A 19,797-nucleotide genomic window follows, 5' to 3' on the forward strand; every position below is an offset into this window, starting at 1 on the left:
CGATTTATAACATTGAATTACAAAGGTACGTGTTTTATGAGAAAGGTGTTAAGAAAATAAAAAAATAGCAGAAGATAACAACCACCTTAAATCAAGAAAGCAGGCGATAGCTTGATATTAATTTCTTTTACTATCTAACTCCAAAATCATATGATGGATATCAAAATTATCTGGAAGTCGACCTACATTTTGTAATTTAATAGACGCTAGTTTTTGAGCAATGGTAATACTTTCCATCAATCCCTTATTATTAATTTGTGCATAAAGGAATCCTGTCCAAAATGCATCGCCTGCACCAGTAGCATCCTTAATGTTTTCAATCTCGATTGCTTTCTGAAAATACATGCCCTCGTTTAGGTCTGAAACAACTACGCCATTTTTACCTTTTGTTAAGCATATTGTCGTCGCTCCTAAATTATGGAAATAGTCAAAAATAAAGTCTTCAGATTTCGTTTCTGCAAAAAGCCTATAACAATCGTCTTCACTTAACTTAACTAACGGGTCATTCGTCAAATATGCTTTGAGAATTTGTTTTGCTTCTTCTCTATCAGACCAAATTTTTTCTGAAAAATTGATATCGATACTCAATGTCAATCCCAATTCTTTAGCTTTTAATGAGCGCTTTAAAATAGTATCACGCGCTGGGTTTTTACTTAAAGCGAAACAAGTCGTATGAAAGATTTTTGCTTGTACCAACAGCTCATCCTTTAATTGATCTTCAGTAATCTTGCAATCTGCTTGTCTAAATGGAATAAATTCTGGGGTCTCGGTAGATTTTGATACAAATATTACTGATGTAGGTTCGATGGAACATCTTTTGATACAAGAGGTTTCCACGTTATTTTTTTTTAATTTTCGAACAATATAATCGCCAAATCCATCGTGACCACATGAAGCTACAAGGAGCGATCTTAATCCTAGTCGAGAGGCATTAACAGCCACGTTGGTTGGTGAACCACCTAAAAAACGATGATAGTTTTTAGTTCTGTTGATAGAGGTATTCACCTCATGACCGATAAAGTCGATGAGCACCTCTCCTATACTTATGATATCTATTGGTTTCAATTTAAATTAAAACTTTAAAATTATTATACCTTGTTTGATGCAATAAAACGGCCGAAGCTGCGCTCCATGCGCAATATGGCACGCCATTGGGTTCACGTGTTTTTGTGTTGAAATTTTCATAAAATGAAAAATCTTCTATTTCATTAGCATGATGTATCTTTTCTAAAAGAACATCAGTTTTTTGTATTTCATGTTTACGATATAAGGCAATACCTAAAAAACCGTTAACCATCGCCCAACTTCCACCATTATGGAATTCAAACGGATAGTTTCTGAATTCATATTTACAATTGTTTTTGAGTAAACTCCAATGTTCATCTTCTGGAGTAATTGGTGGCCAAAATGATGGTACTAGACCTAATTTGGTATTTGAAGCTAGATCAAAAGCATAATTTAGTTGTTGCTTTTGAAAATCCTCATCACCTATGTTTAAAATTAAGGCTAGTGCATTGGCAAAAGCATCAAACTGTATTTTGTAACCTGATGGGGAGAATGAACAGGGCAGATACGATTTAAATTCGACCTCGTTATAAGCGCGCTCATGAAACTTTTCACCCTCAGCATTAGGAAAAAAATTAACTTCGATTTGCTTTATGATATTATCAATTTTGTTGTTGATGTCGTTATCGTTTATGAAACGATTGTAGCTTTTTAATGCCCAAACACGTAGTAATTGATCATATAAAACATACCCATCTGCAATGTATTCATCGGCCCAGTTACCTGATAAAGGCACATACATTAAATGTTTATTGTTAAACTCCCAAGCTTCTAAAAGCGTCAAGCATTTATCGATGTGAGACTTATATTTTTGAACGTGAGATGGGTCGTTTTTGTAATAGGCAAATTGGCAAACACCTATTACAAACCACGTAATGGCATCCACTCTACCTGCCAATCCACCGTAACTCACATCAACTTGATCATTTTTAATAGAGACATTAGAAGGAATAGTGCCAATACGGTGTTGATGAGTTGCTAAAGTTTCTAAAGTCTTTTCGAAGGTCTTTATAAGTTCATCATTTTCAGAAGCCAAAGCTGCTAAGCCACAAATAACACCATCACGAGCCCAGACCCTTTTATAATTAGAAATATCTTGAGCACTGGCTAAAAAGCCAGCTTCAGAAGAACATTTCAATAATAATTCTATCGATTTGTTGTAATTTAAGTTATTCACCCTGATCCATTTTATTCGATTTTATTCGTAGCGTAAAAAACATACTAATAAGCAACAAGACACCTGCAAAAGTTATAGCTTGACGAGGATCGTTGTTTAAGAAATTCTTCAAAATATAGCCAAACGATAAGGTTTGTAAAATCATTGGAATCACAATCATCATGTTAATAATACCCATATAAACACCATAACGCTCTTTAGGAATATCTGATACCACTATCAAGTAAGGGATACCCATCATACTTGCCCAACCGATTCCAAAACCAGTGATGGCAAAAAATAATAAGTTTTTATTTTCAATATGAGGAAACGCTAAAAAGCCAATAGCAGCAATGCATAAACAAAAGGCGTGCACTTTTTTAGGACTGAATTTTTTTGCGAAACCGACCAAAGCAAAAGCCACGAGAAAAGTGACCACATTATACCAGCCATTTACTAAGCCAGTCCAACTCACGGCTTCACTGTAAGCCTCGGTATTTTCTGGTGTAGCCTTCCAAACTGAGAGCGCTACACTTTTTGAAGAATTCTGCCAATAACAGAATAAGGCATACCATTGAAAGAGATAGACTAAAGCTAATTGCCACATCACTTTTGGCATGTCCTTTATGGCTGAAAATATTTCTATCAATGGTCCGATTAGACTGCGCTTTTCACTTTTTAACTTTGCTAATTCTTCAGTCGTGGGTGGAATTTCTTTTGTTTTACTAATACTCCATAATATGGAGGCTATTGAACAGAAGGCACCTAAGAAAAAGGAGGCATAAACCCATGTTGGTAAAGCTCCTGTAGATCCAATAAAGATTAGGGGAAAAATAAACAAGGATAAATTGGCTAAAACCTGACCTAAACCTGTAAAGAAGCTTTGCATTTGAAAGCCTAGTGGCTGTTGCTCTTCATCTAACTTATCTGCTATTAAAGCTCTGTAGGGTTCCATCGCTGTATTATTTCCAGCATCCAAAATCCATAACAAGCCAGCTGCCATCCATAAAGAACTACTAAATGGAAATGCTAATAACGTTAAGCTACATAAAATGGCTCCAATAAGAAAATAAGGTTTTCGTCTACCAAATTTTGGGCTCCATGTTTTATCACTTAATGCACCAATTATAGGTTGTACCAAAAGGCCTGTCACTGGACCAGCAAGATGTAAAATTGGAATTTGATCTGGGCTTGCGCCCAAGAAATCATAGATAGGTGTCACGGCACTTTGTTGTAACCCAAAACTATATTGAATTCCGAAAAAACCAACATTCATGTTTAGGATTTGCCAAAAGCTCAATTTTGGTTTTAATAACATTGTAGCCTATTTCTTAGTGGTTAATGTAGCTAAATTACTTGAAAAATTAGTTAAAAAGAGTCAATGCCAAATTGAAGCATTGACTCTTAAACTCAAATCAATTTAAAACTCAATAAATTTTGTTAACACTTAAAATTTATTAAAAACTATAGTTCAAGCCAAGCGATATAGAACGACCTGGCACTGGTCTAACTCTTAAATAATTGGTTTGCCCTTCTACAATACTACCTTCTTCAGATTCTGTAATTCCTAAAGTATCAAAAACGTTATTAGCAGATAGGTTTGCATTTAAATTATCAGTAATACCTATATTAATGAAACTATTAACAATTACAAATCCAGGTAAGACTAATTCATTTGAATCTTGCGCATATGCTTTGCTTTGTCCAATAAAACTCAATCCAAAAGCATTTTGATTAGTTTTACCAAAATTATAAGTCGGGATTAAATTATAGATAAAATCAGGTTGTCTTCTTGGTGTATTACCCTCGTTATCGCCTGAGTCTATTTGTGCATCAGTGAATGTTAATCCACCGCGTACATCAAAATCTTCATTAAATCGATAAGTCCCTTCAATTTCAATCCCTAAAGATTTGTAATCATTTTCAATGATACTATTAGATGTGGCTTCAAAACCTCCTTCTTCTACAGTTTTTGCATAGAAGAATGTAGCGTAAATTGATCCTTTTTCAAATCCTCTCTTATAGCCAATTTCTGCTTGATTAATAAAATCTAAAGCGTTAATTCGATCACTATTGGTATAATCTAAGCCTGCGAATAAAATTCGATCTGCTTTTGCGGCACCACCTCTACTGTAACGAGCAAATAAAGCTTCGTTATCTTTTAATAAATAGTTCACACCTACAGAAAAGGATACATAATCATAATCATAATCTACTGTTGTAGGATTGGCCAAATCAATGGACTGTACGGTTTGCTCTGGTAAAGAAATCTGACCGTCATTATTGACATCGTATTGAGAAGTCACTGGCCCTGCAAAAGAGCCATCTACTTGTCCCTTATCATAGCGAATACTAGCGTCAAAATTTAACTTCTCTGAAGCCTCAAAAGCCAAAGCTAAATAAGGAGCAGACGTGTTGTATCGGGTATCGTAGCTACGTTGACAGCAGTTTCCAAAAAATGCGGCACCATACCCAACCAATCCATTAACGGATAGAGGGTTTCCAGAAGCGTCTAGAGCATCTATTAATCGAGCATCATCACCTGAAGCTTCTAACAAATAGGAATTCCATAGCCAAGACATCGACACATTTTGAATTCCTTTAAAATATCCCACTGTGACGTCTAATTTATCAAAAGATTTCGTTAAACGAATATCATTCATAAAGTTGTTGAAATTGTTTAATTGTGTATCAAATAATACCACAGGTGCTATTAATGAATTACCATTGACGGCACCATCGCCATTAGCATAAACCAAAGAATCGTAACCATTACCTGTTGCGAAATCACCAGCTAAGAAATCGGAAGCAGTTGATACACTTGCTGGAAAAGGCGAATTAAACCCTCCCTTATTGAAAGAAAATCTTCCATTATTTTTAATCTTGTATCCTTCACCGAGATCAATAGCAGCTTCCATGCCTATTGAAGTAGAAATAGGGTTCATTCCGTCACTAACATCAGATCGTCTTAATTGACCACTTTCACCAAGCCCAACATTTTGAGATAAGTATGGTGTATGTAATGTTTGATTATTCGCATCGAAATTAGGAACATTTTCAAAATTCGGATCTGCATTAGTCCCTGTAACCTTTATAGGGTTAGGCAAATAAGCAATAGCTCTATCATTTAAATGTTTAGCAGATAATCTTAAATAACCTTGTTCAAATTCTTTAGTAATATTAAACTTGAATTGTCCGCCATTATTAGCAGTATATCCAGCATCTCGTATGCCTTCCCCAACTCTGTAAAAACCACCCATATGGAAATAAAGACCTTCACCTATAGGAGCTCCATAATCGAAATCCGTTCTAAAATTACTATAATCCAAACCGAAAGATGTAGCCATAGAACCACCTTCGATCTTACCTGTTTTACTAATTAAGTTGATAATAGCACCAGGTGAATTTGAAGATAAAGTTGATGCAGAACCACCTCTAATTGCTTCAATTCTTGCGATGTTAGAATCATAACGTGTAAAAATATCTGCAGTAGCAAATGACATATCACCAAATAATAAAACAGGCAAACCATCTTCTTGTAGTTGCACATATTTGGATCCACCAGATGATACTGGCACACCACGTACGGCAATATTTGAATTACCCTCACCTCCAGAAGACTCAGAGCGAATACCAGGTATGGTTCTGAATATTTCTGCGGTTGTTCTCGGTGCAGATTGTTCAATAATTTTTGGTTGAATCGTTGTGACCGATACACTAGATTCAATACGCGACTTCGGATTTGTAACACCCGTGACAATAATTTGATCTAAAGATTCGGCATCTTCGTTCATTTGGATATCTACAGTGATGTTGTTTCCGCTAACAGTCACGCTTTCACTAAATTTAGCATACCCGAGGTATGTCGCATTAATGATATAGGTGCCATCCTCTACATTTGTAATCGTGTAGTTTCCATCAAAATCTGAAACGGCTCCTTGAGTGGTGCCATTAAGAATTACATTAACACCTCCTAGAGGCATCCCACTTGTATCCGTTATTTTTCCAGAAATTGAAGACTGAGCAACAATAGTAGATACAGACAACCATAGTAGAAGTAATAAACTGTAACATTTTTTAGTTGTAATCATTTTCGTCTATTTTAATAATTTGACAATTATTTTGGTTAATTTTTAGCTAATCTATAGTTATTGCTGTAAAAAATCATTAAAAACAAATCGAAAACGTTATCGATTTGCCGAAAACGTTTTCGATTTGTGATTTTAATTTGTAATTTTAAGTACTAAATCCTAAAAATGTGAAGCCAGTAACCTTAAAACAAATTGCTGAAACCTTAAATATTTCAATAACTACAGTATCAAAGGCTTTAAAAGATTATCCTGACGTGAGTAAAAAAACCCGACGTCAAGTGCGAGAGACTGCTGCTCAATTAAACTATAGACCCAATTCATTTGCCGTAAATTTAAGAACACGAGAATCTAAAACCATTGGTGTTATTATTCCAGAAGTTGTCCATCATTTTTTTTCCACAGTCATTAAAGGCATCATAGCACAAGCCGAAAAAAAAGGCTATTTGGTTATTATTTTACAATCCAATGAATCCTATGAACTCGAAAAAAAACAAATCGATTTATTGCTCAGTAAGCATGTCGATGGTATTTTAATATCTCTCGCCAATGGCACGTCTGATTTTAAACATATTACAGACGTGATAGCTCAGGACAAGCCTATTGTTATGTTCGATAAAATAGCTAAAATCGTCAATTGTTCTAAAGTGATTATTGACGATAGAAAAGCAGCCTATACAGCCACACAACATCTCATAGATACTGGTTGCAGACGTATTGCCCATTTCAGAGGTCCGTTGCTTCCACAAAATTCAATTGACCGATTTTTGGGATATAAAAAAGCATTATTAGATAATAATTTACCTTACGATCCCACTTTAGTATATATCTGTGATTGTAGCGATATGAGTTTTGAAGAAGGGAAACAGAATGCAGCGCAATTGTTGGAAGACCATGATGATGTAGATGGTATATTTATCAATACAGACATGGTCGCTATTGGAGCCATCACAGAATTTAATCAACGCGGTGTTAAAATCCCTGAAGATATTTCTATTGTTGGATTTAGTAACTGGTTTATGTCATCTGCAATTACACCGTCACTATCAACAATTGATCAACCTGGATATCAAATGGGTAAAATGGCTTTTAAGCAATTACACAAAGAGTTAAAAGCTATAAAAAAAGGAAAAGAATTTCATCCTAAAATCATAGAATTAGATACTGGTCTCATCAAAAGGAATTCAACAAAAACTAATCTTGTAAAAACTTAATATTGCGGGTTAGCCCCTCAAACTTTGTTCGTTTAACCGCTGATTTTTTAAAGACTTTATTAAAGGTGTCCTTGGTAATCTCTTCCCAATCTTTTTTCGACATCGCTAATAATTCTGGATGCGGATTAAATAAAGGCTCATTGTGTGACTTAGAAAAACGATTCCACGGACAAACATCCTGGCACACATCACAACCAAACATCCAATCGTCAAATTGCCCTTTAAATTCTGAAGGAATATTTTCCTTCAATTCTATTGTAAAATAAGAAATGCATTTACTACCATCTACCACATATGGTTCAGTAATCGCTTGTGTGGGACATGCATCAATACAAGCTGTACAGGAGCCGCAATGATCCGTAACCGGATGGTCATAATCCAATTCTAAATCGATAATTAATTCTGCGATAAAATAAAAAGAACCAACTTTTTGAGTGAGTAAATTACTGTGCTTACCTATCCATCCCAAGCCTGATTTTGCCGCCCAAGCCTTATCTAACACAGGTGCAGAATCTACAAATGCTCTGCCGTGCACATCGCCTATTTCGTCTTTTATAAAGTTGAGGAGTTGCTTAAGTTTATCTTTGATAACGAAATGGTAGTCTGTACCATAGGCATATTTTGAAAGTTTATAACTATCTGAATTTTGAATCTCAGATGGAAAATAATTTAATAGTAAAGACACCACACTTTTTGAACCTTCCACCAATTTTGTGGGATCCAGGCGCTTATCAAAATGATTTTCCATGTAATGCATTTCACCATGCGCATGATNCACCAATTTTGTGGGATCCAGGCGCTTATCAAAATGATTTTCCATGTAATGCATTTCACCATGCGCATGATTCTTAAGCCACTTTTCAAGTCGTGGTGCTTCCACTTCTAAGAATGCTGCTTTACTGATACCACAAGACAAAAAACCGAGGCGTTGCGCTTCGGTTTTGATAAGTATTGTTTGTTCGGTTCTGTTCACACTCAAATTTAAACATATTCATTAAACTTGAGATATTTTATTCCAATGAATTTGATTTTTGAAATTAATTGCAACCCATATCTGCTGATGACTGCGCATCTGCATTTGGAAAGCACATACCAGTAGGTAAACTTTCGGGAGCATAGCGTTGCAGATTATTGTCATAGAGCGCTGTTTCCAAAAATAAAGTAATGAGGTCTATTTGATCTTCTGTTAAATTTAAAGGTGTAAACTCTGAAGATAAGGCAATTTCTGGTACGCTTGTATTTTCTTTAACAGCATTATTTTTATATTCAACCACATCTCGTACAGTTTGAAAACTTCCACCGTGACCAAAAAAGCCTACATCCTTTAAATTATACAATTGTGGTGTTTTAAACTTGTAATCATCTTCTGGGTTGCCTGTAAATCCTCCTCGTCCTCGTTTGGTGGCATCATCAATTGCATTAAACACATTCTCACCTTCTAGATCCTTCATACCGAGTGCGTGAAAGTCCATACCGTTGAGTCCAGGACCTGAATGACATGTAAAGCATTTAGCTTCATCAAAAAACAAACGAGCACCTTCAATTTGATCGGCATCCATAGCCGCTTCATCGCCATTCAACCAACGTTGGAAAGGCGCTTGATTAGGAAGTAAGGTCCTTTCGTAGGCTGCAATGGCTAAAGCCGCATTTATTTTTGTGTAACACTCTTCAGGTTCAGTGCCTGGAAAAGCCGCGTCAAATAATTCTTTGTATTCCGAATTAAAAATAAAATCATAATCAATTACCAATCGGTGTACATCAATACCAGCAATAGCTTGTGTTTCTACACCTTCAAACCCTAAGGTATTCGTTTCTTTAGGCGTTCCAACAGTCCATACAGCCTCAGTACCTTCATTGGTTCCAACACCTCCAAACTGTCCGTTCCACAGCATGACATCTTGATACGCCACATTAAGAACACTAGGTGATCTAATAGGTTGTACATCTAAGTCTGCATCTAGATAAAGTGCATCTTTAATTCGCCCTTCACCATGAAGTCCAAAACCTGTTCCGCCTTCACCAATCCCTTGAATGATTCCACTTTGAAATCCGGCATCAGCATGATGACAGCTTGCACAAGAATAGGTGTTCATACCACCTTCCATATTGGGGTTGGTGGCCAGACCCGTTTCGTGAAACAGCAGTTTCCCTAAGGCTACCTTTTCTTCAGTAATTGGATTGTTAAAATCGCTTGGAATTAAACTTAGATCGTTGGTAGTTGGCAAAATTAAGGCCGCCTTGGAACCGTAAAGCTCTATAAGTCTGTCTTCTAGTAAACTCTGACTAGGAACTTGTACGTAATCATCATCTGAGGCACAAGACGTCAGAAAGAACAAGGTTAATAAAAGCGCTAATGGCCATGATAAACTTTTCATTTTGATTGAGTTAGGTTTGATGTGGAAAGTAGAAAATTTAAAATCAACCAGTAAAAAAAATAGATAAACACCGCTTTTATCGGTTTAGAAAACTTGATGATACAAGAAAGTTAGATGAATAACATCATGTCATTCCTTCTTTAGTTTTTAACGTTTTTGAAATGTGATCTGTGCATTTTTCGGCTTTAATGTGATAAGTGGTGTTATTTCTATGGTATTAAAATTTGGTTTAAATTTAAATTGAGAAACCAACTCATTAATAGCCATAATCATTTCGAACATCGCAAAGTTATTACCAATACACTTTCTTGGGCCAGCACCAAACGGAAAATACTGCGACGAAAATTGACGTTCACCATCAGCGAATCTTTGAGGCATAAATTGGTTGGGTTGCGCCCATAATTTTGGGTGACGATGGATCTCATAAATAGAAAACAATAGATTAGAACCTGCCTTAAATTGCATCCCGTTAAAATCATCATCCGATATATTGACACGATCTATAAAATAGGCAGGTGGATACAATCGCATAGACTCTTCGAGAACTTGCTGACATGCTTTTGATGCCATAATCGATGCCATTGTATCAAGCCCTTGACTTTTAAGCTGTTTCGTTTCCTGATAAATAGACTCTTGCCACTCTGGATGCAAGGCTAAAAGCTGACAAGTAAAGGTCAATGCATTCGACGTGGTTTCATGACCTGCCGTAAACAGAATCAATATTTCATCAATCAACTGCTCTTCGTCCATAGCGTTACCATCGTCGTACCTAGCTTCCAACAGCATATCTAATAAATCATTAGCCTTTATATTTGAAGCTCTTCTCTCATTTACTATTTGTTTTAAAATGTCTCTTGCCTCCTGAGTAAGTTGCATGTGCGCTTTAATCTTACCACTAGATTTAAACCACCAACCTAAATACGGCTGGCGTAATTCTTTTACTAACATTTTTTGTGCCGTCTCAGTGATATATTGCAATCGATTGATTTTATCTTGTTCGATATGACTGCTGAATAAGGACTTTACTACTGTTTGAAATGCGAGATCATTGAACACAGGAAATATATCAATGCTTTCGTTAATAGAGATGCTTTGGTATTCTGTTAGTATGGCATTTTGGATGGATGTCAATAATTGTTTCAGCTGTTTTTTATGAAAAGCTGGTTGAATTAATTTTCGTTGTCTCTTCCAATGCTCACCTTCAGAAGTAAGCAAACCTTTACCAACATATTTGACCAAATCTTCCGTTTGAATTTTAGATTTGACATAATTTTTTTGATGCTTCTGAAGGACGTATTCAGCTAAACCAGCATCCCTTGAAAAAAAGACTGAAGAACGAAACCCTATTTTGAGTTTAAAACTATCACCAAGCTTCGTGAAATTGTCATGATGAAATGGTAGCGGGTTTTTTAAAATATTGAGAGAGTGCTTTAAGAATCTTGATAAGGGAACCGTTGGTATTTCTTTCGTGTTTTGCATAGTTTTTGACTCTTGAAATAACCCTAAAAAAGATTTTACAGTTTCCTAAAATAAGCCACCTTGAATAGGGCCTTTGACTTTCCCTAAATGTTTGTAAGCTTGTTCAGTAACCTCTCGTCCTCTTGGAGTCCGCATGATAAACCCTTGCTGTATCAGGAAAGGTTCATATACTTCTTCAATGGTTTCAGCACTTTCACTTACAGCAGTCGCCAATGTGGTAATTCCTACGGGACCACCTTTAAATTTATCGATGATGGTCGCTAATATTTTGTTATCCATTTCGTCTAATCCGTGAGCGTCCACGTTCAGTGCTTCCAAAGCAAACCTTGCAATTTTGATATCAATACTGCCATTCCCTTTTATTTGAGCGAAATCACGAACTCGACGTAAAAGCGCATTGGCTATTCTTGGTGTGCCACGACTTCTTCCAGCGATCTCAACAGCAGCTTCCATGGATATAGGAACATTTAAAATGGATGCACTACGTTGTACAATGGTAGTGAGTAACTCCGTATTATAATATTGTAGACGACTTTGAATTCCAAAACGGGCACGCATAGGTGAGGTGAGAAGTCCGGAGCGCGTCGTAGCTCCAACTAAGGTAAACGGATTTAAGTTAATTTGAACCGTTCTAGCATTCGGACCGGTCTCAATCATGATGTCGATCTTATAATCTTCCATCGCTGAATACAAATACTCCTCAACGATTGGGCTCAATCGATGAATTTCATCAATAAACAAGACATCACGTTCATCTAAATTAGTCAATAATCCAGCCAAATCGCCAGGCTTATCTAAAACGGGACCAGAAGTTACTTTAATCCCAACATTGAGCTCGCAAGCCAATATATGGGCCAAGGTTGTCTTACCTAAACCAGGAGGTCCATGAAACAAGGTATGATCTAAGGCCTCATCTCTACCGTTTGCCGCTTGAACAAATATCTGAAGATTTTCCAAGACTTGATCCTGACCCGTAAAATCATCAAAGGACAAGGGTCTTAATTTCTTTTCAACATCCAGTTCTTCAGGAGAAAATTGGTCGTTTGTAGGATCTAGGTTTTCGTTCATATAACACAAATATAAACAAAAAGCCTTTCGATTTATCCGAAAGGCTTTTCTATATTTTTCATAAGAGAATTAGTGTTGTAATTCTTCTTCTCCATCTTTCAATGGGATGTTTTGAGGCACAAAATCTTCATCATGTCCTGGCTTACTGTAATCATATGGCCAACGATGTACATGAGGAATTTCTCCAGGCCAGTTCCCATGCATATGCTTTACAGGTGCTGTCCATTCCAAGGTGTTAGAGTTCCATGGGTTTTGTTCTGATTTCTTTCCGTAGAACATAGAAGAGAAGAAGTTCCATAAGAATACTAATTGGAAAATACCACCAATGATTGCGAACATTGTAATCACTACATTCGCATTCGCCGTGTCATCAAATAACGGGAAGTTAGAATTGGTATAGTAACGTCTAGGTAAACCTGCCATTCCTATAAAGTGCATTGGGAAAAATACCCCATAGGCACAGATGGCTGTGACCCAAAAATGCAAATACCCGAGATTCTTGTTCATCATGCGACCAAACATCCTTGGGAACCAATGATAAATTCCGGCGAACATTCCATACAATGCGGATATACCCATTACTAAGTGGAAATGCGCCACTACGAAATACGTATCATGCACATTAATATCTAGGGCACTATCACCTAAAATGATTCCTGTTAGTCCTCCGGTAATGAAGGTTGATACCAATCCGATTGAAAACAGCATGGCTGGATTCATCTGAAGGTTTCCTTTCCAGAGTGTGGTTATATAGTTAAATGCCTTAACTGCTGATGGAATCGCAATTAATAAGGTTGTAAATGTAAATACTGATCCCAAAAATGGATTCATACCTGAAATAAACATGTGGTGACCCCAAACAATAGTAGAAAGGAATGCTATGGCTAGTATAGACATTACCATAGCACGATATCCAAAAATTGGTTTACGCGAGTTGGTAGCAATAATTTCGGAAGTTATCCCTAATGCAGGTAACAATACAATATACACTTCAGGGTGACCTAAGAACCAGAATAAGTGTTCAAATAATACTGGTGAACCACCTTGGTAATGTAGCACTTCCCCTTGAATAAATATATCCGATAAAAAGAAGGATGTTCCGAAACTTCTATCCATAATTAAAAGCAATGCTGCTGATAATAACACTGGGAAAGAAACCACACCAATAATAGCCGTTACAAAGAATGCCCAAATCGTTAATGGCAATCTTGTCATGGACATACCTTTTGTACGTAAATTAATCACCGTTACGATATAGTTTAGTGATCCTAATAATGACGAAGCGATGAATATCGCCATAGATACCAACCATAAGGTCATACCCATACCAGATCCTCCTTGAGCCATAGGCAAGGCACTTAATGGCGGATAGATTGTCCATCCAGCAGCCGCAGGTCCAGCTTCCACAAATAATGAAATGACCATGATCACACTAGAGAGGAAAAACAACCAGTACGAAATCATGTTTAAGAACCCAGATGCCATATCACGAGCACCAATTTGCAACGGAATTAATAAGTTACTGAATGTACCACTTAATCCTGCTGTTAAAACAAAGAATACCATGATTGTACCATGGATGGTTACGAGTGCCAAATAAATATCGGCATCCATAACACCTTCTGGTGCCCATTTACCTAAGAGTGCTTCAAAAAGCACATTAGGCTGCTCTGGCCATGCAATTTGCATACGGAACATAATTGACATCAAAACACCAATGACTCCCATGATTGTACCTGTTATAAGGTATTGCTTGGCAATCATCTTGTGATCTTGACTAAATATGTATTTAGTTACAAAAGTCTCTTTATGATGATGTCCGTGGTCGTCGTGTGCGTGAGTATCTGCGTGTGCTGACATAATCTAATTTCTTTTTTTAAATCTTTATTATTTAGTTAAAGAGTTTTTGAATGTTTTCTGCTCCTTAATCCAAGCATCATATTCTTCTTGAGTTTCAACAATTATTTTCATTTGCATGTTGTAATGTGATTTTCCACAAATCTTATTACACAGCAATAGATAATCAAATTCATAATTCAATTCTTGACCCTTAGCTTCTATCTCTTCTTTATTTTCAAGTCGCAATTCATTAATATGAGCCACTTTTTCTTGAATGTCTTCTTTTTGACGCATTTCAGCCGTTGTAATTGTTGGTGTAAAACCAAATTGCGTAATCATCCCCGGAACACAGTTCATTTGAGCTCTAAAGTGAGGCATGTAAGCAGAGTGTAACACATCTTGAGAACGCATTTTGAATAAGACGGGTTTACCAACTGGTAAATGTAATTCGGTCGTTATAACATCATCATCCGCATTAGGATCAGATTCATCAAGACCTAAGATATTAGCACGATCAATATCAATTAATCTCACGTTAGCCATACCCAAGGTGTTATCTTCACCTGCATAACGAGCCTTCCAGTTAAACTGTTGTGCGTATAATTCCACCACCATAGGATCTTCGCTTTCGTCAATATTCATGATGCTCGTCCAAGTGAACAATCCGTAGATGATAAGACCAGCCAAAACAATCACAGGAATAAACGTCCAAATAGCCTCTAATGTATTGTTATCAGCATAAAATAATGCCTTACGTCCTTTTTCACCTTTGTACTTATAAGCAAAATAGTGTAATAAAAACTGTGTAAACGTTTGTACGATAAAAATGATAACCATGGAAATAATCATCAAGTTATCTATTTCCGATCCATGCTCCGAAGCTGAATTGGACATCAATGGTAAATCGCCTAGATACCAAAAAGAAAGAATGGTGATGGCATAAATGAAGATTAAAAATCCCATCATTAAATAGCCATTAATTCTGTTGTCTTTATCTGTAGCTACTTGATTATTTGTTGTCCCTACTTGAGCCAAATCAAAAATCTTAACCATTTGCCAAATTGCAACAGCTATGAAAAGTACTATTATAATTGTTAAAAAAGCAGTCATTGTCGTTTCTGTTCTTTATATATTCTTATTAATAATGGAAATGTTCACTCTCTTTTATGAACGGATTACGTTTTGGTTCTAATGGCGCCTTAGTCAATGCCGTAAAGACTATGAAAATGAATAGTCCTGCAAATAGCATGATAGATCCTATTTCAGGAATTCCAATAAACCATTGATCTCCTACTGTTGCAGGCATAATCATATTGAATATATCAATATAATGACCTACTAGAATCACAATACCAGCCATGATTACAAACCATGGAATACGTTTATAATCACTATTCATTAATACCAACAATGGGAATACGAAATTCATCGCAACCATACCTAAAAATGGCAACTGGTAATCTTCAAATCTGGATACAAAGTAAGTTACCTCTTCTGGAATGTTCGAATACCAGATAAGCATAAATTGAGAGAACCATAAATAAGTCCAAAATATACTAAAACCGAACATAAATTTCGCTAAATCATGAATATGACTATCGTTAACTTTTGGCAATAGGCCTTTTGATTTCAAATAAATGGTAATCATAGCGATTACCGTGATACCGCATACCATCATTCCAGCTAATACATACCATCCAAACAGTGTACTGAACCAGTGTGGGTCTACACTCATAATCCAATCCCAAGACATCATAGATTCTGTATAAAGGAAAAATACTAGGAATGCTGCTGAAATACGAAAAGTCTTTTTAAAGTTTTTGTTGTCATCTGCCTTATCCTGTGCCAAAGAAAACTTACGAGAAAAGTGTCTGTAAAGATACCATCCTCCAACAAATATCAAGCCTCTAATAATGAAGCCCCAGAAATTTAACCAGCCTTTCTTACCATGAACAAGCTCATCAAATTTGTCACTATCAGGATTGACCATATCAGGATTCATCCAATTAAAAATGGCATCATGACCTATCCAGTGAGATAATGCTGCAATTAACAACACGATCAATGCACCTGGTAACATGTAAGATGTAATGCCTTCCATAACTCTCAAAAGCAGTGGAGACCATCCTGCCTGCGCTGCATATTGAACCGCATAAAAAGCTAGTACGCCTAAGGCAATCATGAAAAAGAAAAAGGCTGCTACATAAAGAGCAGACCAAGGTCTGCTATGCACAGAATGCATAACGTGATTCACGTGTTTGGTATGTTCATCCATGTCTGCATGACCAGTAGCCTCGCCATGTGCTTCATCTGCATGTGTTTCAGTTTTTGCGTGAGTATCATGCGTCTCAGCATCGTGTCCAGCTGTGTCTCCGTGGCCTCCGCCATGCGATTCATTAGCCAACATCGTCTCTACTTCTTCAAATGATTTATTGGATGTCGCGAAGCCGTATCCCACACCGAGTGCTCCAACAATCATTAAAACAATAGCAGTTAATCTTAGTCTATTTGAAATTTTGTATTCCATTATATAATCTTTAACTAATATCTTATTTTTCTAAATCTGCCTTTAACTTCAATACATAATCTGTCACTTGCCAACGTTCTTCTTCATTCAGTTGATTCGCGTAGGATCCCATGGAATTTTTTCCATAGTAAATGACGTGATATATACTTCCTTCTGTGATAGCTCTTCCTGCATCATCATAGCTAGGAACACCTAAAATCTTTTCGCGTTTTACAAGCGTACCTTGACCATCACCCTTTTTACCATGACAAATCCCACAGTATATATCATACAATTGTCCGCCTCTATTTTTATCAATTTGCATAGAGTCTAACGGACTTGTTAAAGTTGCCTTAGCCAAGTCATAACCTTCAGGAGTGTTCTCAATTTCAAAAGGCATATGACCACCTCTTGGAATGGAACCTTCTGCAGGTAATTGTGCTTCCATGTTATTGGACAACAATTCTTCTCCATCAACTTCTATACGTGCTTCTTGATAAGCTTCGTAGCTTACAGGTTCGTACATGTTAGGCATGAATTGATAGTTAGGTCTTGTATCCTTTTTACAAGCAACTACACTTGCAAATACCATCAATACTATAGTTATTTTAAATAAGCTTTTCATTTGTAGATGTCTATTTATCTTTTTGTCAGTCCTTATTTTAAAACAGTTTGAATGCTACTTGTAAGTAAATCAAAACTGTTTTATTAGTTGGACTGTTAATGCGCTTTATCAATTAAATTAATTTCAACCGCTCCTGTTTCTTTTAACAAATCGGTTAATTCGTTTTCATTACCATGAACTGGAATTTCCATTAAAAAATGGTCATCTGTTGTTCTTGGATCTGGATTTTCAGCTTTTTTGAATGGCCACATTCTACTTCTTAAATAGAACGTTATCACCATTAAATGCGCTGCAAAAAATACCGTTAACTCAAACATAATCGGTACGAAAGCGGGCATATTTTCAATGTAGCTAAAACTTGGTTTTCCACCTATATTCTGTGGCCAATCTTGAATCATGATGAAATTCATCATCGTGATTGCTACGGTTAAACCAACACAACCGTACAAGAAAGATGCAATAGCTATTCTCGTTGGTGCCAATCCCATGGCTTTGTCTAATCCGTGTACTGGAAAAGGGGTATATATCTCTTCAATATGATGACGTTCAGACTTAACCTTTTTTACGGCTGCCATTAAAACATCGTCATCTGTATAAATAGCGTGAATTACTTTTGAAGCTTCCATGTACTAGTTTTAGTTTATTAATTTTTTAGCTTGACCAGACCAATCATCACGTTCAGCTCTTCCAGGGAAAGAACCTGTAATGTCGTCTAACAAGTCGTATTCTCTTTTTGTCATTTTACTTACTTGCGCGTAGGTATAGATTCCGATACTATTAAGAACTTCTTCCATTTTCGGTCCAATACCATTGATCACTTTCAGATCATCGGCCGTTTGTGTGTTCGGATCAAATTTACCAACACCCTTCAGTAAATTATCTAATTTTTCAGATTTGTCTTGCTCTGGTTTGACAGCGGTCGTTTCTTCTTCAAGTTTCAATACGGATGTTCTAGCATCTGCTCCTGTTCCAACTAAGCTATCACCACGCTCTCTAATTTTCTTATAACGCTCACCTGATGATTTCAAGATGGTTTTTACTTCCGCTTGCGCAATCACAGGGAATGTTCTCGCATATAATAAGAACAATACAAAGAAGAATCCGATGGTTCCAATAAAAATTCCTATATCAACAAAGGTTGGTTGAAACATCGTCCATGACGATGGTAAGTAATCTCTATGTAATGATGTTACAATAATTACAAAACGCTCAAACCACATTCCTACGTTCACTACTATGGAAATAAAGAATGAGAACATAATACTCGTTCTTAATTTCTTAAACCACATGAATTGAGGTGAAAATACGTTACAAGACATCATCATCCAGTAAGCCCAAGCGTAAGGACCTGTTGCTCTGTTAAGGAAGGCGTATTGTTCATATTCCACACCAGAATACCAAGCGATAAACAACTCAGTAATATAAGCCACACCAACAATAGAACCCGTAATCATAATGACGATATTCATCAATTCGATATGTTGTACTGTAATATAATCTTCTAGGCTACATACTTTTCTCATGATGATAAGAAGCGTATTTACCATTGCGAATCCGGAGAAAATCGCACCAGCCACAAAGTAAGGTGGGAAAATCGTTGTATGCCAACCAGGAATAACCGACGTGGCGAAGTCAAAAGATACAATGGTATGCACAGAAAGTACTAATGGTGTTGCTAGTCCAGCTAATACCAATGATACTTCTTCAAAACGTTGCCAATCTTTGGCACGTCCAGACCATCCAAAACTCAATAATGAGTAAATTTTCTTTTGGAAAGGTTTCACAGCTCTATCACGAATCATCGCAAAATCAGGTAACAAACCAGTCCACCAGAATACTAATGACACTGATAAGTACGTTGAAATTGCAAATACATCCCAAAGTAACGGTGAGTTAAAGTTAACCCATAATGATCCAAACTGGTTTGGAATTGGCAATACCCAATAGCCTAGCCAAGGACGACCCATGTGAATAATTGGGAACAAACCTGCTTGCACTACTGAGAAAATTGTCATTGCTTCTGCAGAACGGTTAATTGCCATTCTCCATTTTTGACGGAATAGTAATAATACCGCAGAAATCAGTGTTCCTGCGTGACCAATACCAACCCACCAAACGAAGTTAGTAATATCCCAAGCCCAACCTACAGTCTTGTTTAATCCCCAGGTTCCAATACCTGTAGAAATTGTATAGATAATACACCCAATTCCCCAAAGGAAAGCTACTAGTGAAATTCCAAAAACTATCCACCAAGATTTATTTGCTTTTCCTTCCACAGGCGCTGCCACATCCACCGATACATCGTGATATGATTTTTCTCCTGTAACTAAGGGTCTTCTAATAGGTGCTTCGTAATGAGACGCCATAATCTATTATAATTGT

Annotated in this window: 15 protein-coding genes; 1 reads left to right on the forward strand and 14 read right to left on the reverse strand. The window is 36.6% G+C overall.

Annotated elements, in window-relative coordinates; translation table 11 throughout:
• Positions 1-117 precede the first annotated feature (117 nt).
• From ACU8DI_RS12440 to ACU8DI_RS12455, 4 genes are all read right to left on the reverse strand, one after another.
• Complete coding sequence (locus ACU8DI_RS12440) at positions 118-1,065, reverse strand: carbohydrate kinase family protein (RefSeq protein WP_447113109.1); 948 nt, start codon at positions 1,063-1,065, stop codon at positions 118-120.
• A 1-nt stretch (position 1,066) separates the two neighbouring features.
• Positions 1,067-2,242 (reverse strand): fructofuranosidase/invertase, encoded by a 1,176-nt coding sequence (locus ACU8DI_RS12445; protein WP_447113110.1) that lies wholly within the window; start codon positions 2,240-2,242, stop codon positions 1,067-1,069.
• A complete protein-coding gene (locus tag ACU8DI_RS12450; RefSeq protein WP_447113111.1) occupies positions 2,235-3,539 on the reverse strand; it encodes an MFS transporter in 1,305 nt (434 codons plus the stop codon). The genes ACU8DI_RS12445 and ACU8DI_RS12450 overlap by 8 nt, the downstream gene beginning before the upstream one ends.
• Before the next feature lie 139 nt (positions 3,540-3,678).
• Entirely contained in the window at positions 3,679-6,312 is a 2,634-nt protein-coding gene (locus tag ACU8DI_RS12455; protein WP_447113112.1) for a TonB-dependent receptor domain-containing protein, read from the reverse strand.
• Positions 6,313-6,479: 167 nt separating this feature from the next.
• On the opposite strand from ACU8DI_RS12455, the gene ACU8DI_RS12460 reads away from it, so the two are divergent.
• Complete coding sequence (locus ACU8DI_RS12460; protein WP_447113113.1) at positions 6,480-7,523, forward strand: LacI family DNA-binding transcriptional regulator; 1,044 nt, start codon at positions 6,480-6,482, stop codon at positions 7,521-7,523.
• Here the strand turns inward: ACU8DI_RS12460 and queG are convergent.
• From queG to nrfD, 10 genes are all read right to left on the reverse strand, one after another.
• Positions 7,504-8,496 (reverse strand): tRNA epoxyqueuosine(34) reductase QueG, encoded by a 993-nt coding sequence (gene queG, locus ACU8DI_RS12465; RefSeq protein ID WP_447113114.1) that lies wholly within the window; start codon positions 8,494-8,496, stop codon positions 7,504-7,506. The genes ACU8DI_RS12460 and queG overlap by 20 nt on opposite strands.
• 64 nt (positions 8,497-8,560) lie before the next feature.
• Positions 8,561-9,898, reverse strand: coding sequence for a cytochrome-c peroxidase (locus tag ACU8DI_RS12470; protein WP_447113115.1), 1,338 nt, complete (start codon positions 9,896-9,898; stop codon positions 8,561-8,563).
• 147 nt (positions 9,899-10,045) lie between these two features.
• Complete coding sequence (locus ACU8DI_RS12475; RefSeq protein ID WP_447113116.1) at positions 10,046-11,377, reverse strand: cytochrome P450; 1,332 nt, start codon at positions 11,375-11,377, stop codon at positions 10,046-10,048.
• A gap of 45 nt (positions 11,378-11,422) precedes the next feature.
• On the reverse strand, positions 11,423-12,445 hold the full coding sequence (gene ruvB / locus ACU8DI_RS12480; RefSeq protein ID WP_447113117.1) for a Holliday junction branch migration DNA helicase RuvB: 1,023 nt from the start codon (positions 12,443-12,445) through the stop codon (positions 11,423-11,425).
• Positions 12,446-12,514: 69 nt separating this feature from the next.
• The gene (locus tag ACU8DI_RS12485) at positions 12,515-14,305 is read right to left on the reverse strand and encodes a cytochrome c oxidase subunit I (protein WP_447113118.1); all 1,791 of its coding nucleotides are present in this window, start codon (positions 14,303-14,305) and stop codon (positions 12,515-12,517) included.
• A gap of 27 nt (positions 14,306-14,332) precedes the next feature.
• Positions 14,333-15,394, reverse strand: a complete 1,062-nt coding sequence (locus tag ACU8DI_RS12490; protein WP_447113119.1) for a cytochrome c oxidase subunit II — start codon at positions 15,392-15,394, stop codon at positions 14,333-14,335.
• A 28-nt stretch (positions 15,395-15,422) separates the two neighbouring features.
• Complete coding sequence (locus ACU8DI_RS12495) at positions 15,423-16,811, reverse strand: quinol:cytochrome C oxidoreductase (protein ID WP_447113120.1); 1,389 nt, start codon at positions 16,809-16,811, stop codon at positions 15,423-15,425.
• A gap of 22 nt (positions 16,812-16,833) precedes the next feature.
• Positions 16,834-17,415 (reverse strand): c-type cytochrome, encoded by a 582-nt coding sequence (locus ACU8DI_RS12500; protein WP_447113121.1) that lies wholly within the window; start codon positions 17,413-17,415, stop codon positions 16,834-16,836.
• A 95-nt stretch (positions 17,416-17,510) separates the two neighbouring features.
• Entirely contained in the window at positions 17,511-18,041 is a 531-nt protein-coding gene (locus tag ACU8DI_RS12505) for a DUF3341 domain-containing protein (protein ID WP_447113122.1), read from the reverse strand.
• A gap of 9 nt (positions 18,042-18,050) precedes the next feature.
• Positions 18,051-19,781, reverse strand: coding sequence for an NrfD/PsrC family molybdoenzyme membrane anchor subunit (gene nrfD / locus ACU8DI_RS12510; protein ID WP_447113123.1), 1,731 nt, complete (start codon positions 19,779-19,781; stop codon positions 18,051-18,053).
• Positions 19,782-19,797 lie beyond the last annotated feature (16 nt).

The sequence above is a fragment of the Psychroserpens sp. BH13MA-6 genome (assembly GCF_052983595.1).